An 18390-nucleotide genomic window follows, 5' to 3' on the forward strand; every position below is an offset into this window, starting at 1 on the left:
ATTTTGCATCGCAACAAATGTCCGTTGACGGACTTCGAACTCAGGAACAGTCTCGCCCCTATCTGCCGACAAACGGGGGTTACATCATGAATGCGCGTCGCCTAACCACTACCTTGCTGACGGGCACCATGCTCGCCACCATTCCCGCCTTTATTCCCGGTCTCGTTTCGGCTCAAACGGCAAAGCCCGACGAAACGGTCGAAGTCATTGTCACCGCCCAAAAGCGTGTCCAGCGCCTGCAGGACGTGCCTATCTCGATCCAGGTCCTGGGGACAAAGAAGCTGGATCAGCTCAATGTCGCCAACTTCTCCGACTTTGTCGCCCAATTGCCCAGCGTAACCTTCCAGAATAGCCCTTACCAAGGCAGCAGCGTCTATATTCGCGGCGTGGCATCTGGCGGTGACGGCAACCACTCCGGCCCTCAGCCCAGCGTCGGGGTTTATCTCGATGAACAGCCGGTGACGACGATCGGTGGCGCACTGGATGTCCATATCTACGACATCGCCCGCATCGAATCTCTGGCAGGGCCGCAAGGCACCCTGTATGGCGCCTCGTCCGAAGCGGGCACATTGCGCGTCATTACCAATAAGCCCGATACCAGCGGGTTTTACGGCCGTGTCGATGCTCAGGTGAATTCGGTCGCGCATGGCGGCATCGGCAATCAGCTCGAGGGCATGGTCAATATCCCGTTCGGCGACAAGATCGCGGCGCGCCTGGTCGGATGGAACACCCACACGGCGGGTTTTATCGACAATGTCCCGGGCACCCGCACCTTCATCGACGGTCCGACCGTCAACAACAATGCCTTTGTCAAGAACAACTATAACGATGCGGACATTTCCGGCGGTCGGGCGGCGCTCAAGGTCGACCTGGATGACAACTGGATTGTAACCGCCTCTATTATTGGTCAGGAAACCAAGGCCAATGGCAGTGCGGGTTACGACGCCAGTGTCGGCGATCTTAAGGTGCAGCACTTCTTGCCCGAATATTCCCGCGACCGCTTCAACCAGGCGGCCCTGACGGTTCAGGGCAAGATCGGCATTTTCGATGTCACCTATGCCGGGGCGTTTCTGGACCGCAAGCTGAGCACCTCAGCGGACTATACCGACTATGCCGAAGCCTATGACCGCATGTACTCAGATGTCGGCGGTGTGGCGGGCTATTTCTATTTCCACAACGAAGCCGGCGACCCTATTTCCACGCAACAGCAGATTATTGGTGAAGACCATTTCACCAAGAACAGCCACGAACTGCGCTTCCAAACGCCGCAGGATCAACGCCTGCGTTTCGTCGGTGGTCTCTATTACCAACGCCAGACGCACCTGATCCATCAGGATTATCAGGTCGCGGGGCTGGCGACGGACGTGTCGGTGACCGGCCATCCCGGCACCTTGTGGCTGACCCAGCAAATGCGGATCGATCGTGATAAGGCCGTTTTTGGCGAGCTCTCCTTCGATATTACGCCGACTCTGACATTTACGGCCGGGGCGCGCGGCTTCGAATATGATAACACGCTGATTGGCTTCTTTGGCTTTGGCGAAAACCCGGAATACGACCTGGGGCTTGGGCCGGCAAACGCGGCGGGCGCCAGCTCAGGCGAGAGACGCTGTTTCACGACCGGCAGCTTAGGCGACCCGAATCCGAAGGATGCACCCGGAACCAAGCTGCCGGCAGCCGTCCCGGGTAGCCCATGCACCAATCTCGGGGTCCAGCAGGCTGATGGCACCATCCTTCCCAAGGAGGCGAAAGGGCATGGCATCTCGCCGAAGCTCAATCTGACCTGGAAGATCACGCCGGACTACATGATTTACGGCACCTATTCCAAGGGCTTCCGTCCAGGGGGCATCAATCGCCGCGCCGATGTCCGGCCATATGCCGCCGACTATCTGACCAATTACGAATTCGGCTTCAAGACCAAGCTCCTCGATGGCGCTATGTACGTCAACGGGGCCATCTACGATCAGGAATGGAAAGGCTTCCAGTTCGCCTTCCTGGGCGCCAACAGCTTTACCGAAGTGCACAACGGTCCCAATGCCCGCATTCGCGGCCTGGAAGCTGACGTAACGTGGAATCCGCCGCAGATTATTGGCCTCAGCCTGTCGGCCAGCACCGCGCTCACCGACGCCAAGACGGTCAACAACCTGTGTTATGTCGACGGCGATTCCGCCGCCGACTGCTCCAGCGTCATCGACGGGACGCAGGACTTTGTCTCGGCACCGAAGGGCACGCGCCTGCCCATCACACCACAGTTCAAAATGGCCGCCAATGCCCGCTACACCTGGCAGGGTTGGCAAGTATAAGCCATACTGGCAGGTGGCGCTCACGCATCAGACCGACGCGTCGTCCGACATCCGTACGCGCATTCTGGAAACCCATACCGGCAACGACATCAATCCGGCGGCGGCATTGGGTAAACTGGCCGCCTTCACAAATGTCGACCTATCCTTTGGTGTCGATTGGGATAAGTGGACGGCGGAGCTATTCGTTAAGAATGCCACGGATGAACGCGACCAATTGGCCCGCTATCAGGAATGCGGCATGTGCGTGCAGCGGCCATATATCATCACCAATACGCCGCGCACCATCGGCGTTCGTCTCGGCTCGAAGTTCTAGGGCTTAATTTCACCATCAGGAACGGCGGGCTTCTTCGGAGGTCCGCCTTTTTTGTTTACAAATTCTTTATAATGCCGCTTGCCACCGCGCGGACGATATTGGATTAGTATCGTCTGTAATTTCAGGAGCGTCGCCTTTGCCATTTCATTACGGCCCCGAAAACCTGCAAAGCCTGCTTGGTATTGCTGTTATTCTGCTCGTTTGCTGGGGGCTTTCGGAAAACAAGAAACGGTTTCCTGTTTTCCTCGCGCTCGGCGCCATCGGTGTTCAGGTCGCGCTCATCCTGCTTCTGTTCGCTATTCCGCAATCCCGCGTCCTGCTGGACGGCATCAGTGCAGGCATGTCTGCCTTGTCGGACGCCACCAGCCACGGCATGCAGTTTGTCTTCGGCTATATGGGGGGCGGCACGCAACCCTACCAGGTGACAAATGAAGGGGCACTGTTCGTTTTCGCCCTGCGCGTTCTGCCGCTGATCCTGGTGATCGCCGCGCTTTCCGCTCTGTTGTGGCATCTCGGCGTCCTGAAGGTGATCATACGCGCCTTCGGGTTTGTGTTCGAAAAGCTGATCGGGCTGGGCGGCGCCTCCGCGCTTGGCGTATCGTCAAACATCTTTGTCGGCAATGTCGAAAGCCTGATCATCATCCGCGCCTATCTCGACAAGCTGACGCGGTCGGAAGTCTTCATGATGCTGGTGGTCGGCATGGCCAATGTCGCCGGATCGACCATGGTGGCCTATGTCCTCATCCTCAACGACGTCCTGCCGAACGCCGGCGGTCATATCCTGGCGGCGGCTATCGTTTCGGCACCGGCGGGTGTCCTGCTGGCGCGGATCATCGTGCCGGAAACCGTGGACCGCAAGGCGGAAAAGGTCGATTATTCGTCGTCGCTCAAATACGATAGCGCCGTTGACGCCGTGTCAAAAGGCACCGCCGACGGCATGATGGTCGCCATGAACATCGCGGCCATTCTGGTTGTGATGGTGTCGTTGGTGGCCCTGGTTAATATGGTGCTGGGCGGTTTGCCGAACTGGGGCGGACAGCCGGTCACGATCGAACGTATTCTTGGCGTTATCTTCACGCCTTTGGCCTGGCTGATCGGCATACCGTGGGCGGAAGCGTCCAAGGGCGGCTCGATCCTTGGCATCAAGATGGTGCTGACCGAATTCGTCGCCTTCCTGAAACTGGCGGCTATCCCCCTGGCAGACATGACGCCGCGAACGCGCATAATCCTGACCTATGCCACCTGCGGCTTTGCCAATATCGGCTCGGTCGGCATTTCCGCGGCCGGTTTCGGTGCACTTATGCCACAGCGCCGCCCGGAAATTCTGGGCCTGATCTGGAAAGCTCTGGTCGGGGGGTTCCTGGCCACCTGCCTGTCAGCTGCGGTCGTCGGCGCTTTGCCAAACGCGGTATACGGTCTGTAAGTCAGCCCTCACTGGCATAAAAACAGGCGGCGCCCGGACCGGACGCCGCCTGTTTTAGTATTGAATCCATCGTTGGCTCAGGCGTCCCCGGACGGCTGGGTCGGCTTGCGAGACAGGATGCCGGTAAAGCTCATCACGACCTTGTCGCCGACCTTCAGTTCACCGCGACCGAAGATGACGGTCTTGCCGGCACGGGTGATTTCACCGGTTGCCACGATGATGTCACCTTCGCGGCCCGGCGATTGAAACTGGGCATCCAGTTGCAGGGTGACGGCGGCGCCTTCGCCGAGATGGGGCAGGGCGAAAATGAACAGCGATGTGTCGGCCAGGGTCAGCAGGCAGCCGCCATGCACTGTGCCGCCGCCATTCAAATGATGCTTTTCCGCCTTGAAGGCCACTTTGACGTTGGCGGGATCCTCCGCCTGGTAGTAATAGGGGCCGATCAGACCGTTGAACCCTTCGCGGTTGGGCTCCATAACCCAGCCGGCGAAATCACCTTCGGTCACTGTTTCCAGTTTGCGCTCACTCATTTCAGAACTCCGGAGTCTTACACCCATGTCTCAGCTTATAGAGGACACGATTTTGGTGCTCTTATCGCAGGTGCGAGACGGAGAGTCCATAAGTCCCAATGACGTCGCCAAGACGATTGATCGTGAAAACTGGCAGCGCGAATTGCCGAAAATTCGCGCGGTTATCATCGGTCTGGCGCGTCAGGAAAAACTTCAGGTTCTGCGCAAGGGCAAGCCGATAGAGCCTGAGGGTTTCAAAGGCGTTTATCGCGTCCGGCTGCCGGTCGCGGAATAGATGCTTGCAAAAAGTGAACGGGAGTGTACGCTTTTTTTACGTTTACTATTGCCATTTTATCAATAAGCGGCATGTATGATCGGCAGTTGCTGACGCGATTGTGCGTAGATTTTATCTAAAAGACCCTATGTCCAAGGCCGCCGCCAAATCCATTCAGGCTGATTTTTCCGTCCAAGAGCCCGAAGGGGAGGGCTCAGCCGCTGTGCTGACTCTGACCGGTCATTGGGTCATAATGCGCCTGGAAGGGATAGCCGGCCGTTTGCGGGCTGCGATCAAGCGCTATGACAAGGTTCGGGTCGATAGCCATAAACTCGAGACGCTCGATACCGCCGGAGCCTTTGTCCTGCGTCAGGTTCTGGGCGATAAGCTGGATGGCGACGTATTCCCGCAGAATGAATCGTGGAACCGGCTTTATGGCCTGGTCGATACCTGCAAGGGCGATCTGGACACCTACCAGAAGGACAATCCGGAAAAGCGCCGGTTCTGGTTGCACCCCATCTATTTCATGCTGGTCTATCTGGGGCAGTTGATGAATCGCTTCTGGCGCGGCTTCATCAACCAATCGACCTTCATGGGTCATGTCATCACCTTGTGGATGGTTTCGATCGTGCGGCCATCACGCATACGCTGGGCCGCGCTGTTCAACCTGATGCAGCGGGCTGGGCTGGAAGCCTTGCCGATCGTCTTTGTTACGAACATGTTCGTGGGGGCGACCCTGGCGTTTTTGCTCGTGCTGACGTTGAAGCAATTCGGTGCCGCCGTCTTCGCCGTTGATATGGTGGCCATCGGCGTGTTGCGAGAATTCGGTCCGCTGATCGCGGCGGTTCTTGTCAGCGGCCGATCGGCGTCGGCATTTGCGGCTGAAATCGGCTCAATGAAGATGAACCAGGAAATCGATGCCATGCGTGTCCTGGGCATCGATCCCTATGAAGCGTTGGTTCTACCGCGCGTGGTGGCGCTGGTACTCATGATGCCGCTGGTGACCTTCGTCGGGATGGCCGCCGGCATGTTTGGCGGCGCCCTGGCCATCTGGGGCTCGCTCGGCAATGGCCCGGCCTTCTTCGTGCAGCGGCTTCATGACTATGTGCCGGTGGTCAATATGTTTGTCGGCATGGTCAAGACACCGTTCCTGGCCATCACCATTGCCGTCGTGGGCTGCCGTATGGGTATGACGGTCAAGGATGACGTCATCAGCCTGGGACGTCAGGTGACAACGGCGGTCGTCCAGTCCATTTTCCTGGTGTTCATGATCGACGCTGTTTTCGCCATGCTCTTCAACGGGTTTGTATTCTGATGAAGAGAAAAGTCCTACCACCGCTCGACAACGAAAGTGACGATCCGATCGTCATCACCGGCCTGAACAACCGCTTCGGGACCAATGTCATCCATGAAGACCTGAATTTGACCGTCAAGCGCGGCGAAATCCTCGCCATTGTGGGGGGCTCCGGATCGGGCAAGACCGTTCTGTTGCGCTCCATTCTGGGGTTGCAAAAGCCGACATCTGGCGACATCTGCCTGTTCGGTCACAAGCTGTACGAAGGCAGTGAGGCGCGTACCCGCCAGATTCTCGCCAAGACGGGCGTGCTGTTCCAGAGCGGCGCTCTGTTTTCGACCTTGAGCGTGGTCGAAAACATCATGGCGCCAATGATGGAGTTCACACGTCTTAGCCGCCGCGAGGCCCAGTCTATCGCCCTGTTGAAAATGTCACTGGCCGGCTTGCCGTTGCGCGCCGCCGACCTCATGCCTTCGGAATTGTCGGGCGGTATGATCAAGCGGGCCGCCCTGGCGCGCGCTTTGGCGCTCGATGCCCAACTGCTGTTCCTGGATGAACCGACCGCGGGTCTCGACCCCATCGGTGCCGCAGCGTTCGACACGCTGATCAAGGAACTGGCGCGCAGCATGGACCTGACGGTCTTTATGATCACCCACGATCTTGATAGTCTCTATGCCATCTGTGACGAAATCGCCGTGCTGGCCGACCGTCACGTGGCGGAAAAGGGGCCTGTCGAGCAACTGGAAAAATCCGATCACCCGTGGATTCACGAATATTTCCATGGTCCGCGTGGTCGTCTGAGCAAGAAAGAAAAGGCGTAGAACATGGAACGTCAAGCCCACTATGCGCTGGTTGGTCTGGCCACCTTTGCCCTGGCATTGGTGCTGCTGGTCTTTGCCTTCTGGTTCATCCAGTTCGACTTTAACAAGAGTTTCGGCACCTATGAGGTCGAATTCAACACGCCGGTCGATGGTCTCACCAAGGGCGCGGAAGTTCATTTCAACGGCATCAAGGTGGGGGAGGTGACCGGGCTTCGCCTCGGCAACGCCAATACTCACCAGGTTATCGCCACGGTGCAACTTGACGAAGGCACGCCCGTGCGTGTCGATTCCATTGCCTCACTTGAACCGCAGGGGATCACCGGTCTCTACTACATGCAGATTTCGCCGGGGTCGGCCAATGCGCCACTGTTGAAACACGAACCGAACGCGCCGCCGCCACTGATTCACTCTGAAGAAAGCGCGTTGTCGAAATTGCTTTCCGGCTCCGGTTCGGTGATCGAAAACACCTATGAAAGCCTGAACCGCGTCAACCGGCTTCTGTCGGACCAGAATATCAAGACCTTCTCAGACAGCCTTAAAAACCTTGAAGAAATAACCGCCATGCTCAAAGGGCGCGAACAACTGATCAACGATACGCATGAGGCCATTATAAGCGCCGGTCAGGCGGCCGACGCGGTGACCAAGTTGGCCAATTCGACCAACACGGTCGCGTCAGAACGCGTACCTCAGACGCTGGACCAGATAAATGCCGCAACCAAGAAGTTGGCGGATGCCGCCGACCATGTGTCTGCGGTGGCCGACTCTATCAAGGCGCCGGCTGACCAACTCAATTCCAGCACCATACCCGAGCTTGAAGAAAGCCTGCGCAATCTGAACGATGCCTCTGCGTCGGTTAAGTCGCTGGTCGATCAGGCACAGGCCAGTCCGCAAGGCTTAATCGCTCGCCCGGTCGCCAAGGAAAGAAAGGTGAACCAATGATTTCGGCCATGACTATACTAAAACCCAAGGGCTTGCCAAAGCGCCTCGGCGCCGTGGCGCTCGCGTGCGCGGCGCTGCTCCTGAGCGGCTGTGTCACCCTGCTGCCCAAAACCAAGCCGGCCCAACTATACCGTTTCGGTTACGATTCGGCCTTGGCGCCGGCCGCCCCGACCTCTGGCCCCGTCGCCGTGGGGGCCGCGCCCACGCCGATCATTTTTGGATCACTTAACCTGCCGCCCGACAGCGGCGGTGACCGTATCCTGACCGTCGAAGGCAATCAGGCCTCCTATGTCGCCGAAGCCCGCTGGACGGCGCCGGCCTCGGCGCTGCTTCATGACGCCATCGCCACCGGCTTCGCCCGCGCCGGTCACGGAGTCGGGTTGGAACCGCGCGGTCCAACCGCGGCGTTTTATCGCCTGGACGTGAGCGTACGTAAGTTCCAGACGGACTATACGCGCAACCGGCCGACCGTTTCGGTCGAACTGGATGCGCGGTTAATTCGCCTGTCGGATCGTATGGTTGTCGGCCAGAAGTTTATAAGCGCCGATGTCTCCGTCCATCGCAACGACATGGAAATGATGGCCGATGGCTATAATCAGGCTGTGACCCAGGTGGTCACGGGATTGATCGCTTTCAGCGAGTCGTCCGTCGCTGCCTTGCCGATTGCGCCGCAAAAAATGGCGCCTGCGACCAAGGGACAAAAGGTCGAGGGGCTTTAGGGCTCTTCTCATAAAAAAAAAGCGCCAGGCGGGATGCCTGGCGCTTTTTTTTTTAGCAGGATGCGTTACGCCGACAGCGCAACCTCATAGGCCGCTTCGGTGTTTTCGGCGATTTCTTCCAAGGTGACGTCAGGCGCCAGTTCAATCAGCCTCAGGCCCGAACCGTCCGGCTTGACCTCGAACACACCCAGATTGGTGATGATCAGATTGACGACCTTCGTGCCGGTGAGCGGAAGGGTGCACGCTTTCAACACCTTGGATTCGCCATACTTGTTGGCATGGTCCATGACGACCACGACGCGTTTGACGCCGGCCACAAGGTCCATAGCGCCACCCATACCCTTCACCAGTTTGCCGGGGATCATCCAGTTGGCGATGTCGCCGTTCTCCGCCACCTCCATGGCACCGAGAATGGTCAGGTTGATATGGCCGCCACGGATCATGGCGAACGAATCGGATGACGAGAAATAGCTGGTTTCGTCCAGTTCGGTGATGGTCTGCTTACCGGCATTGATCAGGTCGGCGTCGATTTCATCCTCATAAGGGAAGGGGCCCATGCCGAGCATACCGTTTTCCGATTGCAAGGTGACTGTCATGCCTTCGGGAATATGGTTGGCCACCAGGGTCGGAATGCCGATGCCAAGATTGACGTAGAAGCCGTCCTGCAATTCGGCGGCGGCGCGTTTGGCCAGATCGTCTCTATTCCAGGGCATGATCAGGCTCCTTCTCTGACGCGCACAGTGCGTTGTTCAATGCGTTTTTCGAATGTTCCCTGCACGATGCGATCGACATAGATGCCGGGGGTATGAATGTTGTCGGGATCGAGCGCCCCGACCGGTACGATTTCCTCGACCTCGGCGATACAGACCTTGCCGGCGGTCGCCATCATCGGGTTGAAATTGCGCGCCGTTTTGCGGAAGATCAGATTGCCGCGCGCGTCGCCTTTCCAGGCCTTGATGATAGACAGATCAGCCACCAGGCCGGTTTCCAGCACGTAGTCGCGGTCACCGAAACGCTTGATTTCTTTGCCATCGGCCACAATAGTGCCAACTCCGGTCGCGGTATAGAAGCCGGGGATTCCGGCCCCGCCGGCGCGGATGCGTTCAGCCAGGGTGCCTTGGGGGTTGAACTCCAGCTCCAGCTCGCCCGCCAGATATTGCCGCTCGAATTCCTTGTTTTCACCGACATAGGAGCTGATCATCTTGCGGATCTGATGCGTTGTCAGCAACTGCCCCAGCCCGAAGCCGTCGACACCGGCATTGTTGGAAATGACCGTCAGTCCCTTAACGCCTGAGTCGCGCAAGGCCGCGATCAGGTTTTCCGGAATGCCACACAGGCCGAATCCGCCGGACATGACCGTCATGCCGTCGAAGGCCAGGCCGTCCAGCGCCGACTTGGCGTCAGCATAGACTTTTGAATTTATGGGTGCGTTTTCTGGTGCGTTGTCTGGCATTTTTGCCTCTTTTGGTGAGGATAATTGCAAACGACTTAAGCCCAGTCCGTGACAAAAGTCACCCTCAAACTGTGCGGTGCGACATAGTTACCGTTGCAGATAGGTTTTCAGTGAGACCTCAGGGTCGGCCACCGCGTCATCCAGCACGATTTCCTTGGCGATCAATTGCTTGGCGGCCATGAAATCGGCGGGGCGACTGACGCATTCGGCGGTTTTTAAACGATTGCCGCTGTCGAGATGAAAGACGGAAAACGCACCGGATGCCGGGTCGCCACGCACTACCGCGCGGCAATCGGGCCGAAGCAGGCCGGCGATCTGAAGTTTGAACTCATACTGATCGGACCAGAACCACGGGGTTTCCACAACGGGCGGCTTGAAGCCGGTGATCGCGGCGGCGGCCTGCTTGGCCTGTTCCAGGGCGTTCGGCACGCTTTCCAGGCGGAAGCGCCCGTCATAATGCGGCAAAGTGCGCGATGTTACGTCACCGATGGCGAAGATATTGGCATCGCTAGTGCGCGCTTGTTCATCGACGACGATGCCGTTGGCGCAGGCCAGGCCGGCCACCTGGGCCAGATCGTCATTGGCCAGGGCGCCGATGCCGACCAGAAGCAGGTCGAAGGTGTGGGGGCGGCCGTCTTCCAGATGCACGATCTTCTGGTCACCGTCGCCTAGCGACAGTTCGGCAATACGCGCTTCGGTAAAAATGCCGACGCCGCGTCCCATATGCATTTCGGTGAAGAAGGCCGACAGGGCCTGCGATGCGACGCGGGCCAGGATGCGGCTTTCGCGTTCGAACACAGTCACCTCGCACCCCAAGTGGCGCGCCGAGGCCGCGACTTCAAGCCCGACATAGCCTGCACCGATCAAGCCGATGCGATGACCGGGCCGAAGGGCGTTTTTGAGCGCTTCGGCATCGTCCAGTGTCCGCAGCAGGTGGTGCGGCACCCGTTCCGCGCCGGGGACGGGAAAGGGACGTGCCTTTGAGCCGGTCGCCAGAATTAGCTGATCGTAGGGCAGGGCGACGCCGCCGGCCAGCATGACCGTCTGGCTGTCGCGATCGATGGCGACCGCATGTGTATTGACGCGCGCATCGATAGTCTGATCGGCATAGAATGTGTCGCCGCGCAAATAGAGATCGTCCAGTGACGCCTCGCCCTTGAGCCAGGCCTTGGACAGGGGCGGCCGTTGATAGGGCAGGTACGGCTCGGCGCCGATCAGGGTAATCTGTCCGGCATGGCCGTATTGACGCAAGAAGCCCGCAGCCGCGCCACCCGCGTGGCCGGCGCCAATAATGACCACGCCACCCATCACACGCCGTCCGGTATGGGGAAGTGATTTTGCAGGCAGAACGCCTTGATGGTGTTGTTGAGCAGGCAGGCGATGGTCATCGGCCCGACGCCTTTCGGCACCGGCGTGATGGCCAGGGCATGTACCTTCGCGCCATCGAAGTCGACGTCGCCGACCAGCTTGCCCTTGGGGCCATCGGGCGTTGCGACCTCGATGCGGTTGATGCCGACGTCGATGACATAGGCGCCATCCTTGACCCAATCGCCGGCGATGAAGCGGGGACGTCCGACCGCCGCCACCAGAATGTCGGCGGCGCGGCACACCTCGGCCAGGTCTCGGGTCTTGGAGTGGGCAATGGTGACGGTGCAGTCTTCGGCCAGCAGCAATTGCGCCATCGGCTTTCCCACTATGTTGGAACGGCCGACGATCACCGCATTCTTGCCCGCCAAGGTATCGCCATGCGCCTTGGCGGCGTCTTTCAGCAGCATCAGCGAACCGAGCGGCGTGCACGGCACAATGCCATCAAGCCCGACGGCCAGCTTTCCAGCGTTGGAGACATGAAAACCGTCAACGTCCTTGTCAGGATTGATGGCGTCGATCACTTTGAGCGACGACATGTGTTTCGGCAGCGGTAGCTGGACCAGAATGCCGTTGACGTCATTGTCGCGGTTCAGTTCGTCGATGAGGCGAAGCAGTTCCTCTTCCGACGTGGTGTCGGGCAGGCGGATGGTGCGCGATTCCATGCCGATGGCCAGGGTCATCTCGCCCTTCGACTTGACATAGACCTGGCTGGCGGGGTCTTCGCCGACGATGACCACGACCAGGCAAGGTGTCAGGCCGTGCGCCGCCTTGAGATTGGCGACATGGACGGCCAGACGCTCACGCAGAGCGGCCGCGTAGCCTGCGCCGTCGATGATGTTGCCTCGGTCGGCGGTCTTTTGGTGGAAAGCGATCATGGGGGCCTCGATTACAGGGACGCGACCAGCGATTCCACAAGCGGGCGCAGGGTCAGACTCAAGGGTTCGGCAATGCGGGCGTCATACAGGTGCGGCGTGCCGGAGTCTAGGTAAGTGTCCTGAACTATTTCAATTTGCAGGACCTGCGCCTCCGGGAAGAGCGCGCCGTAATGCCGGGTCGTGTAGCCGCCCTTGAAACGGCCGTCGAGCACGTGACTGTATCCGGTCACGCGACCGCGCCAGTCCGCCAGCGCACTTAAGGTCGCGCCGCGGAGGGTGATCCCTCCATTAGTCCCGAAATTGAGATCCGGCAGGCGGCCCTCGAACAGGCTGGGAATGACGGGGCGAATGGAATGGGCGTCGATCAGCAGAACCTTGCCGTGACGGGCAATTGCGGCGGTCAGGCTTTGGCGCAACTGGTCGTGATAGGGCTGCCAGTAGCGGTCGCGCCGGTGGGTGATTTGGTCGGCTTCTGGTTCCTGACCTGGGGCATAGATCGGGTTACGGTCGAAATCTGTTGTCGGGCACAGGCCCGTCTCGAACTTTCCGGGGTAGAGGTTATGGCCTTCCGGATCGCGGTTCAGGTCGATGACATAGCGCGAATGGGTGGCGAAAAGCGTTGTGGCGCCCAAGTCGCGGGCGAAGTCGAACAGGCGATGGACATGAAAATCGGTTTCGCCCACGGCCAGTCCGGTCGGATTGAGACGGGCGGCGATATCCGGCGGAATATAGGTGCCGACGTGGGGCGCGGCGATAACGAGCGGAGACGTGCCTTCGTGGAAATCGAAGACGGGATGATCCGAAGGCGGAAGATCGCCATGACCGGTTGAAGCAGGCATGACGCCACTTGAACCTATGCCGCCCTTGGGTGTCAAGCCATATGACCGGCCTTGATCATCAGCGGCCAGCTTATCGTACGAACACGATCCGGATCGCCCCAGACGTCTCTGAGCACCGGTGCATAGGCGTCTATCGGATTAGCGCCGGTGGCCTTTGTCATGCGCGCCGTGGCCGACCAGCTACGGAAATAACCAAGCAGACGCTCAATCGTCCACTCCGCCGACAGGGTGAGGGACGGGACCGGGAGGGATGCGAATGGAAAGGCCAGATTGGCATAGCCGTTTTCGACGTGGTGACGTTCCGGCGTCCAGTAGGGGCCGACAATATCGTTGTGCAAATGGTCTATTGCCGCGGTCAACGCCGCATCGTCGCCGCGCGGAATGCCATAACTCCACACGGCGATGACGCCGCCGGGTTTGAGGACGCGCTGCACCTCATTGTAAAAGGCGTCCAGGTCGAACCAGTGGAGGGCTTGGGCCACGGTCACCAGATCGGCGGACGCCGAAGCCAGGCCGCTCATCGCGCCGACATGACGCGTAATGCGGGGGTGCGCAGGCATGGCCGCCAGTTGTTCAGCACTGACATCGGTGGCCTGAACATGGGTGAAGCGCTCGGCCAGGGCCAGCGACGCCTGTCCGCTGCCCGCGCCGGCATCCCAGGCCAAATCGTGCGACGGGCATTGTTGCGCCAGCCAGTCGAACAGGGCGTCGGGATAGGTCGGCCGCGCCTCTGCGTACTCAGTGGCGACCGAAGAAAACTGGCTGGTCATCCGTGATGCACCCTTACGTAGTGAGCCGACATGTGCGCGTTTCCGCAATGCCCATCTTTGCAGGTTTGCATATGCCTGACAATCGCCCTTGCCATACGGGACTTCGTGCCTAGATAGTGTCGTCTGGGATTCTGAGGCGAGGCAAGGTGACGCATGGACATACATCTTTTACTCAATGTGTTCGTCTTTCTGATCGCCGGTTGCGTGGTTGTGCCCCTGGCCGCGAGGTTCAAACTTGGGTCTGTGTTGGGCTATCTCATCGCGGGCGTTATCATCGGGCCGTTCGTCCTGGGTCTGATTGGCGAGGCGGAAAAGGTCATGCATTTCGCCGAATTCGGCGTCATCATGATGATGTTCCTGATCGGCATGGAGCTGGAGCCGGCCATTTTGTGGCGGTTGCGCCGCCAGATCGTCGGCTTGGGCGGATTGCAGGTCACCCTGACCGCATTGGCCCTGATGACGACCGGGATCCTGCTTGGGCATGGCTGGCAGGCCTCACTGGCCGTCGGCATGGCTTTGGCCCTGTCGTCCACCGCCCTGGTCATGCAGATGCTGCGGGAAAAGAACCTGACCCATTCGGTGGTGGGCGAAACCTCCTTCGCCATCCTGTTGTTTCAGGACATCGCCGTCATTCCGATCCTGATCATCATCCCCTTGCTGGCCTCCAGTCTCAATCTCGGCGGTTTGGCGACGGACGGTGGACATAGCGCCAGCCTGATCGCGCACTGGCCGGCCTGGCTCCAGCCTTTGGCCGTCATAGCGGTCATTGCGGGCGTTATTTTCAGCGGGAAATATCTGTCGCGCTATGTCTTCGGCGCCATCGCGCGCGCCAATCTACGCGAAGTCTTTACCGCCGCCTCGCTGGCCCTGGTCATCGGGGTCACCATACTGATGGAACTGGTCGGGGTTTCCCCGGCGCTCGGCGCCTTCATCGCGGGCGTGGTTCTGGCCAATTCCGAATATCGCCGTACGATCGAGACCGACATCGAACCCTTTAAGGGGTTGCTTCTGGGCCTGTTCTTCATTTCGGTCGGCATGGGCATGGACTTTACCGTGCTTATGGCTCACCCGGTCGGCCTGATCGCGGCCGTCGTGGCCGTCATGGTTATCAAGGGGATCGTCCTGTTCGGCCTGGGGCGGGTGTTCAAACTCGATAATGCGCCAGCACTTGGGCTTGCGTTCGGCCTTAGCCAGGGCGGGGAGTTCGCCTTCGTCCTGCTGCAACTGGTTGGCGGCCTGCGCATCATCGACCCAGAAGTACAGAAATTCCTGGTCCTGCTCGTCGCCTTGTCTATCGCGCTCACGCCCATCCTGATTGCCGCCTATGGCCGGTTCATCCAGCCAATGTTCATGAGCCAGATCCCTCAGCGCGACTATGACGTGATCGATGAGCACAATGGCGTCATCATCGCCGGCTTCGGCCGTTTCGGCCAGATCATCGGCCGCTTCATGGTGAGCCAGGGGCTTGAGATCACGGTTCTGGAAAAAAGCCCGGAACAGGTGGAACTGCTGCGGAAGTTCGGCTCAAAGGCCTATTTCGGTGACGCCACGCGGCTCGACCTTCTGCGCGCCGCCGGTGCGGAGGAGGCGCGGATGTTGATCGTCGCCGTTGATGACGCTGAAGCCGCCGTTGAAATCGTCAAGCTGGCCAAACAGCACTTCCCGGGCCTTATGGTCTATGCCCGCGCTCGAAACCGCCGCCATGCCTACGAACTGCATCGGGCAGGCGTCGACTATTATCATCGGGAAACGCTGGATTCCTCCCTGACCCTGGCGCGCGATGCCATGATCGCCCTGGGGCACGCCAAGACCGACATCGAACGCCGCGCCCGCAAGTTCCGCAATCACGACATCGAGACGCTCAAGCGGTCGTTCGAATTCTTCGAAAGCGAGCCCGACCTTATCAACTTCTCCAAGCTGTCGCGCGAGGAACTCGAAGGCATTCTGCGCGAGGACAAGCAGGACGCCTGACGCATCATCAGGGACGCAAGGCCGCTAGCTTGGCTTCCAGCGCCGCTGGATTGAATGGCTTGGCAACATAGTCATCCATGCCCACAGCTAAGCAGCGTTCGCGGTCGCCGGACAGGGCGTGGGCTGTGACGCCTATAATGGGCAGATGCGCCTTGCCCTCCTGCGCTTCGAAATCGCGTATGGCCATTGTGGCTTCAAACCCGTCCATGTCGTGCATCTGCACGTCCATCAGGCAGGCAATATAGGTATTCGCCTTGGCGAAATCGACCGCCTCCAGACCGTTGCTGGCGATGTCGTAGGCATAACCGAACTTTTCCAGGCAGGTCGCCACCACCAGCAAATTGGGTGCATAGTCTTCGACGAGAAGGACGCGCGGCGTTGCCGCGTCTTCGTGTTCAGATTGGGGTACGATTTTTATATGTTCAGACGCCATGGAATCGGGTGTGTTTCTTACCTTGGTGTTGAGGTAGACTCCCGGAACCGGCATAAAGGATCAATGAGTATTCGAGGGTTGAAAAAGTGTTTAAAAGCTTGAAACGCAAGGCGTTGTGCCGAGTTGTCGCTCTGTGTGCCGGCATATCGTCCGGCGCCCTGGCGGCCAATCCAATCGTACCTGGTTGGTATGCCGACCCCGAGATTCGCATATACGGCGACCAGTACTGGATTTTCCCGACCTGGTCAGCCGACGCGGATGCCCCCATGCCACCGACCCATTTCACCCCGGCCCAGATCCAGCAGCGCGCTAATCCCAAAATATGGGCGCCGTTTCTGCGCCAAACCTTTCTCGACGCCTTTTCATCGCCCGATCTCGTCCATTGGCAAAAACATGCCGATGTTCTTGATGTCGAAAATGTAAGCTGGGCGTCTTTTGCCGTCTGGGCGCCGTCATCCGTGGAAAAGGATGGGAAATACTACCTGTTCTTCGGTGCAAACGATGTGCACGAAGGTGAACTGGGCGGGATCGGTGTAGCCGTCGCCGACCAGCCGCAAGGTCCGTTCCGCGACCTGATCGGCAAGCCGTTGATCGGCGGTATTCACAATGGCGCGCAACCGATCGACCAGATGGTCTTTCGCGACGACGACGGCCAGTACTACATGTATTACGGCGGTTGGAAACATTGCAACGTCGTCAAGCTGAGCGCCGACTTCAAAAGCCTGGTGCCGTTTCCGGACGGCGACATGTACAAGGAGATCACGCCCGACCCCGACTATGTCGAGGGCTCCTTCATGATCAAGCGCAAGGGCATTTACTATCTGATGTGGTCGGAAGGCGACTGGACCGGACCGGATTACAGTGTCGCTTACGCCATGAGCCGTTCGCCGTTCGGCCCCTTCAAACGCGAAGGCAAGATATTGCAGCAGGATACGACCATCGCACGCGGCGCTGGGCATCATTCGGTGGTCAATATCCCAGGCACGGACGACTGGTACATCGTCTACCACCGCCGCCCGCTTGATACCAATGACGGCAATCATCGCCAGTTGGCCATAGATCACATGTATTTCGATGACACCGGCCACATCAAGCCGGTGGTGATGACCAATGAAGGCGTAAGTCCGCGCCCGCTTAAATAAGGCGGGCCGCAGGATTGGGCTAAATTCTCGATGGAAGGGTGGTGGTGGACGCGACAGGGATTGAACCTGTGACCCTTCGCGTGTGAAGCGAATGCTCTCCCGCTGAGCTACGCGTCCATTACCAGATCGGGAGCGGCGTCTTAGCGTGCGTCCGCGCCCCGTGCAAGCGCTTTTCTGTTTTATGCCCGTCTTGTAAGGCAGCGGGCGATGGCATCGGGCAGATCGCGATAGTGATCGAGCAGGGCGTCGGGCGTCAACTCGCTTAACGGGCGCTCGCTATAGCCGAAGGTGAAAAGGATGCACGGCACATCCGCGGCCCGGGCGGTCAGGAAGTCGGTTTCCGAATCGCCGACCATGATCGTGCGGGCCATGTCGCCCTGCATTTCATCGACGCAGGCGCGCAGATGCCCGGCGGCGGGCTTTTTGTTCGGTACGACGTCCGCCCCTTTGATTGAGCCGAAGCGGTGCGACAGGTTGAGCCGGCGGATCAGTTCGACCGCCAGGTAGTTGTGTTTGTTGGTACAGACGGCGAAGCGCGCCCCGGCGGCCTCAAGCACATCCAGCGCCGCTACCATGCCGTCATAGGGGCGGCTCAGTTCGTCGATATGCTGCTCATAGAGAGTCAGCAGACGCTGGAGCAGGGGCCTTTCCTGTTCGGCGGCGAGCGGCTGTCCCGCCAGTCCGAAGGCGCGGCGAAGCAATTCCATGGCGCCGCGGCCGATCATGGGCCGGGCCTCGTCCAGGTGAAACGGCTTCACGCCTTCCTCGATCAGCACCTTGTTCAGTGCGCCAATAATATCCGGAGCGGTGTCAACAAGCGTCCCGTCGAGATCGAAAGCAATGATATAGCCGTCCAGAGTCATTTTATCGCCGCATCCCTTTGCTTTGCCATAGAATAGCCGTTTCGCTTTGGCTCGCTTTGGGCTAAATCGGCCTGACAGGCAAAC

19 protein-coding genes and 1 tRNA gene are annotated in these 18390 nt (G+C 59.2%); 10 read left to right on the plus strand and 10 right to left on the minus strand.

What is annotated here, in order from left to right:
* Window positions 1-86: 86 nt before the first annotated feature.
* From AEAC466_RS42625 to AEAC466_RS42630, 3 genes are all read left to right on the plus strand, one after another.
* Window positions 87-2300 carry a TonB-dependent receptor gene (locus AEAC466_RS42625; RefSeq protein WP_023460135.1) on the plus strand — a complete coding sequence of 738 codons (2214 nt, stop codon included), beginning with the start codon at window positions 87-89 and terminating at the stop codon, window positions 2298-2300.
* Window positions 2266-2613, plus strand: coding sequence for a TonB-dependent receptor (locus AEAC466_RS45080; protein ID WP_235074370.1), 348 nt, complete (start codon window positions 2266-2268; stop codon window positions 2611-2613). The genes AEAC466_RS42625 and AEAC466_RS45080 overlap by 35 nt, the downstream gene beginning before the upstream one ends.
* Window positions 2614-2749: 136 nt before the next feature.
* On the plus strand, window positions 2750-4036 hold the full coding sequence (locus AEAC466_RS42630; protein WP_023460138.1) for a NupC/NupG family nucleoside CNT transporter: 1287 nt from the start codon (window positions 2750-2752) through the stop codon (window positions 4034-4036).
* A gap of 77 nt (window positions 4037-4113) precedes the next feature.
* Here the strand turns inward: AEAC466_RS42630 and AEAC466_RS42635 are convergent, their stop codons facing one another.
* Entirely contained in the window at window positions 4114-4566 is a 453-nt protein-coding gene (locus tag AEAC466_RS42635) for a PaaI family thioesterase (RefSeq protein WP_023460139.1), read from the minus strand.
* A gap of 25 nt (window positions 4567-4591) precedes the next feature.
* On the opposite strand from AEAC466_RS42635, the gene AEAC466_RS42640 reads away from it, so the two are divergent.
* From AEAC466_RS42640 to AEAC466_RS44020, 5 genes are all read left to right on the plus strand, one after another.
* Window positions 4592-4840: a DUF3253 domain-containing protein gene (locus AEAC466_RS42640; RefSeq protein WP_023460140.1), complete on the plus strand. Its 249-nt coding sequence runs from the start codon at window positions 4592-4594 to the stop codon at window positions 4838-4840.
* A 127-nt stretch (window positions 4841-4967) separates the two neighbouring features.
* A complete protein-coding gene (locus AEAC466_RS42645; RefSeq protein ID WP_023460141.1) occupies window positions 4968-6134 on the plus strand; it encodes an MlaE family ABC transporter permease in 1167 nt (388 codons plus the stop codon).
* Entirely contained in the window at window positions 6134-6934 is an 801-nt protein-coding gene (locus AEAC466_RS42650) for an ABC transporter ATP-binding protein (protein WP_023460142.1), read from the plus strand. The genes AEAC466_RS42645 and AEAC466_RS42650 overlap by 1 nt, the downstream gene beginning before the upstream one ends.
* Before the next feature lie 3 nt (window positions 6935-6937).
* Window positions 6938-7873, plus strand: coding sequence for an MlaD family protein (locus tag AEAC466_RS42655; RefSeq protein WP_023460143.1), 936 nt, complete (start codon window positions 6938-6940; stop codon window positions 7871-7873).
* A gap of 8 nt (window positions 7874-7881) precedes the next feature.
* Window positions 7882-8592 (plus strand): ABC-type transport auxiliary lipoprotein family protein, encoded by a 711-nt coding sequence (locus tag AEAC466_RS44020; RefSeq protein WP_162148982.1) that lies wholly within the window; start codon window positions 7882-7884, stop codon window positions 8590-8592.
* A 65-nt stretch (window positions 8593-8657) separates the two neighbouring features.
* Here AEAC466_RS44020 and AEAC466_RS42660 read toward each other — a convergent pair whose 3' ends face one another.
* From AEAC466_RS42660 to AEAC466_RS42685, 6 genes are all read right to left on the minus strand, one after another.
* Window positions 8658-9305, minus strand: coding sequence for a 3-oxoacid CoA-transferase subunit B (locus tag AEAC466_RS42660; RefSeq protein ID WP_023460145.1), 648 nt, complete (start codon window positions 9303-9305; stop codon window positions 8658-8660).
* A 2-nt stretch (window positions 9306-9307) separates the two neighbouring features.
* A complete protein-coding gene (locus AEAC466_RS42665) occupies window positions 9308-10045 on the minus strand; it encodes a CoA transferase subunit A (RefSeq protein ID WP_023460146.1) in 738 nt (245 codons plus the stop codon).
* An 87-nt stretch (window positions 10046-10132) separates the two neighbouring features.
* Window positions 10133-11356: an NAD(P)/FAD-dependent oxidoreductase gene (locus AEAC466_RS42670; RefSeq protein ID WP_155913893.1), complete on the minus strand. Its 1224-nt coding sequence runs from the start codon at window positions 11354-11356 to the stop codon at window positions 10133-10135.
* Window positions 11353-12288 carry a bifunctional 5,10-methylenetetrahydrofolate dehydrogenase/5,10-methenyltetrahydrofolate cyclohydrolase gene (locus AEAC466_RS42675; protein ID WP_023460148.1) on the minus strand — a complete coding sequence of 312 codons (936 nt, stop codon included), beginning with the start codon at window positions 12286-12288 and terminating at the stop codon, window positions 11353-11355. The genes AEAC466_RS42670 and AEAC466_RS42675 overlap by 4 nt, the downstream gene beginning before the upstream one ends.
* A gap of 11 nt (window positions 12289-12299) precedes the next feature.
* Window positions 12300-13127 carry an N-formylglutamate deformylase gene (hutG, locus tag AEAC466_RS42680; RefSeq protein WP_023460149.1) on the minus strand — a complete coding sequence of 276 codons (828 nt, stop codon included), beginning with the start codon at window positions 13125-13127 and terminating at the stop codon, window positions 12300-12302.
* A 32-nt stretch (window positions 13128-13159) separates the two neighbouring features.
* The gene (locus AEAC466_RS42685) at window positions 13160-13897 is read right to left on the minus strand and encodes a class I SAM-dependent methyltransferase (RefSeq protein WP_023460150.1); all 738 of its coding nucleotides are present in this window, start codon (window positions 13895-13897) and stop codon (window positions 13160-13162) included.
* A 153-nt stretch (window positions 13898-14050) separates the two neighbouring features.
* Between AEAC466_RS42685 and AEAC466_RS42690 the strand changes: the two genes are divergently transcribed.
* Window positions 14051-15868, plus strand: coding sequence for a monovalent cation:proton antiporter-2 (CPA2) family protein (locus tag AEAC466_RS42690; protein ID WP_023460151.1), 1818 nt, complete (start codon window positions 14051-14053; stop codon window positions 15866-15868).
* A 7-nt stretch (window positions 15869-15875) separates the two neighbouring features.
* Here the strand turns inward: AEAC466_RS42690 and AEAC466_RS42695 are convergent, their stop codons facing one another.
* Complete coding sequence (locus AEAC466_RS42695; RefSeq protein WP_023460152.1) at window positions 15876-16301, minus strand: response regulator; 426 nt, start codon at window positions 16299-16301, stop codon at window positions 15876-15878.
* A gap of 86 nt (window positions 16302-16387) precedes the next feature.
* Here AEAC466_RS42695 and AEAC466_RS42700 point away from each other — a divergent pair, with 86 nt between their 5' ends.
* Window positions 16388-17443 (plus strand): glycoside hydrolase family 43 protein, encoded by a 1056-nt coding sequence (locus tag AEAC466_RS42700; RefSeq protein ID WP_023460153.1) that lies wholly within the window; start codon window positions 16388-16390, stop codon window positions 17441-17443.
* Window positions 17444-17485: 42 nt separating this feature from the next.
* Here the strand turns inward: AEAC466_RS42700 and AEAC466_RS42705 are convergent.
* A tRNA-Val gene (locus AEAC466_RS42705) sits at window positions 17486-17560 on the minus strand.
* A 62-nt stretch (window positions 17561-17622) separates the two neighbouring features.
* The gene (locus AEAC466_RS42710; RefSeq protein ID WP_023460154.1) at window positions 17623-18306 is read right to left on the minus strand and encodes an HAD hydrolase-like protein; all 684 of its coding nucleotides are present in this window, start codon (window positions 18304-18306) and stop codon (window positions 17623-17625) included.
* Between the last annotated feature and the right edge of the window lie 84 nt (window positions 18307-18390).

The sequence above is a fragment of the Asticcacaulis sp. AC466 genome, assembly GCF_000495815.1.
Classification (GTDB): domain Bacteria; phylum Pseudomonadota; class Alphaproteobacteria; order Caulobacterales; family Caulobacteraceae; genus Asticcacaulis.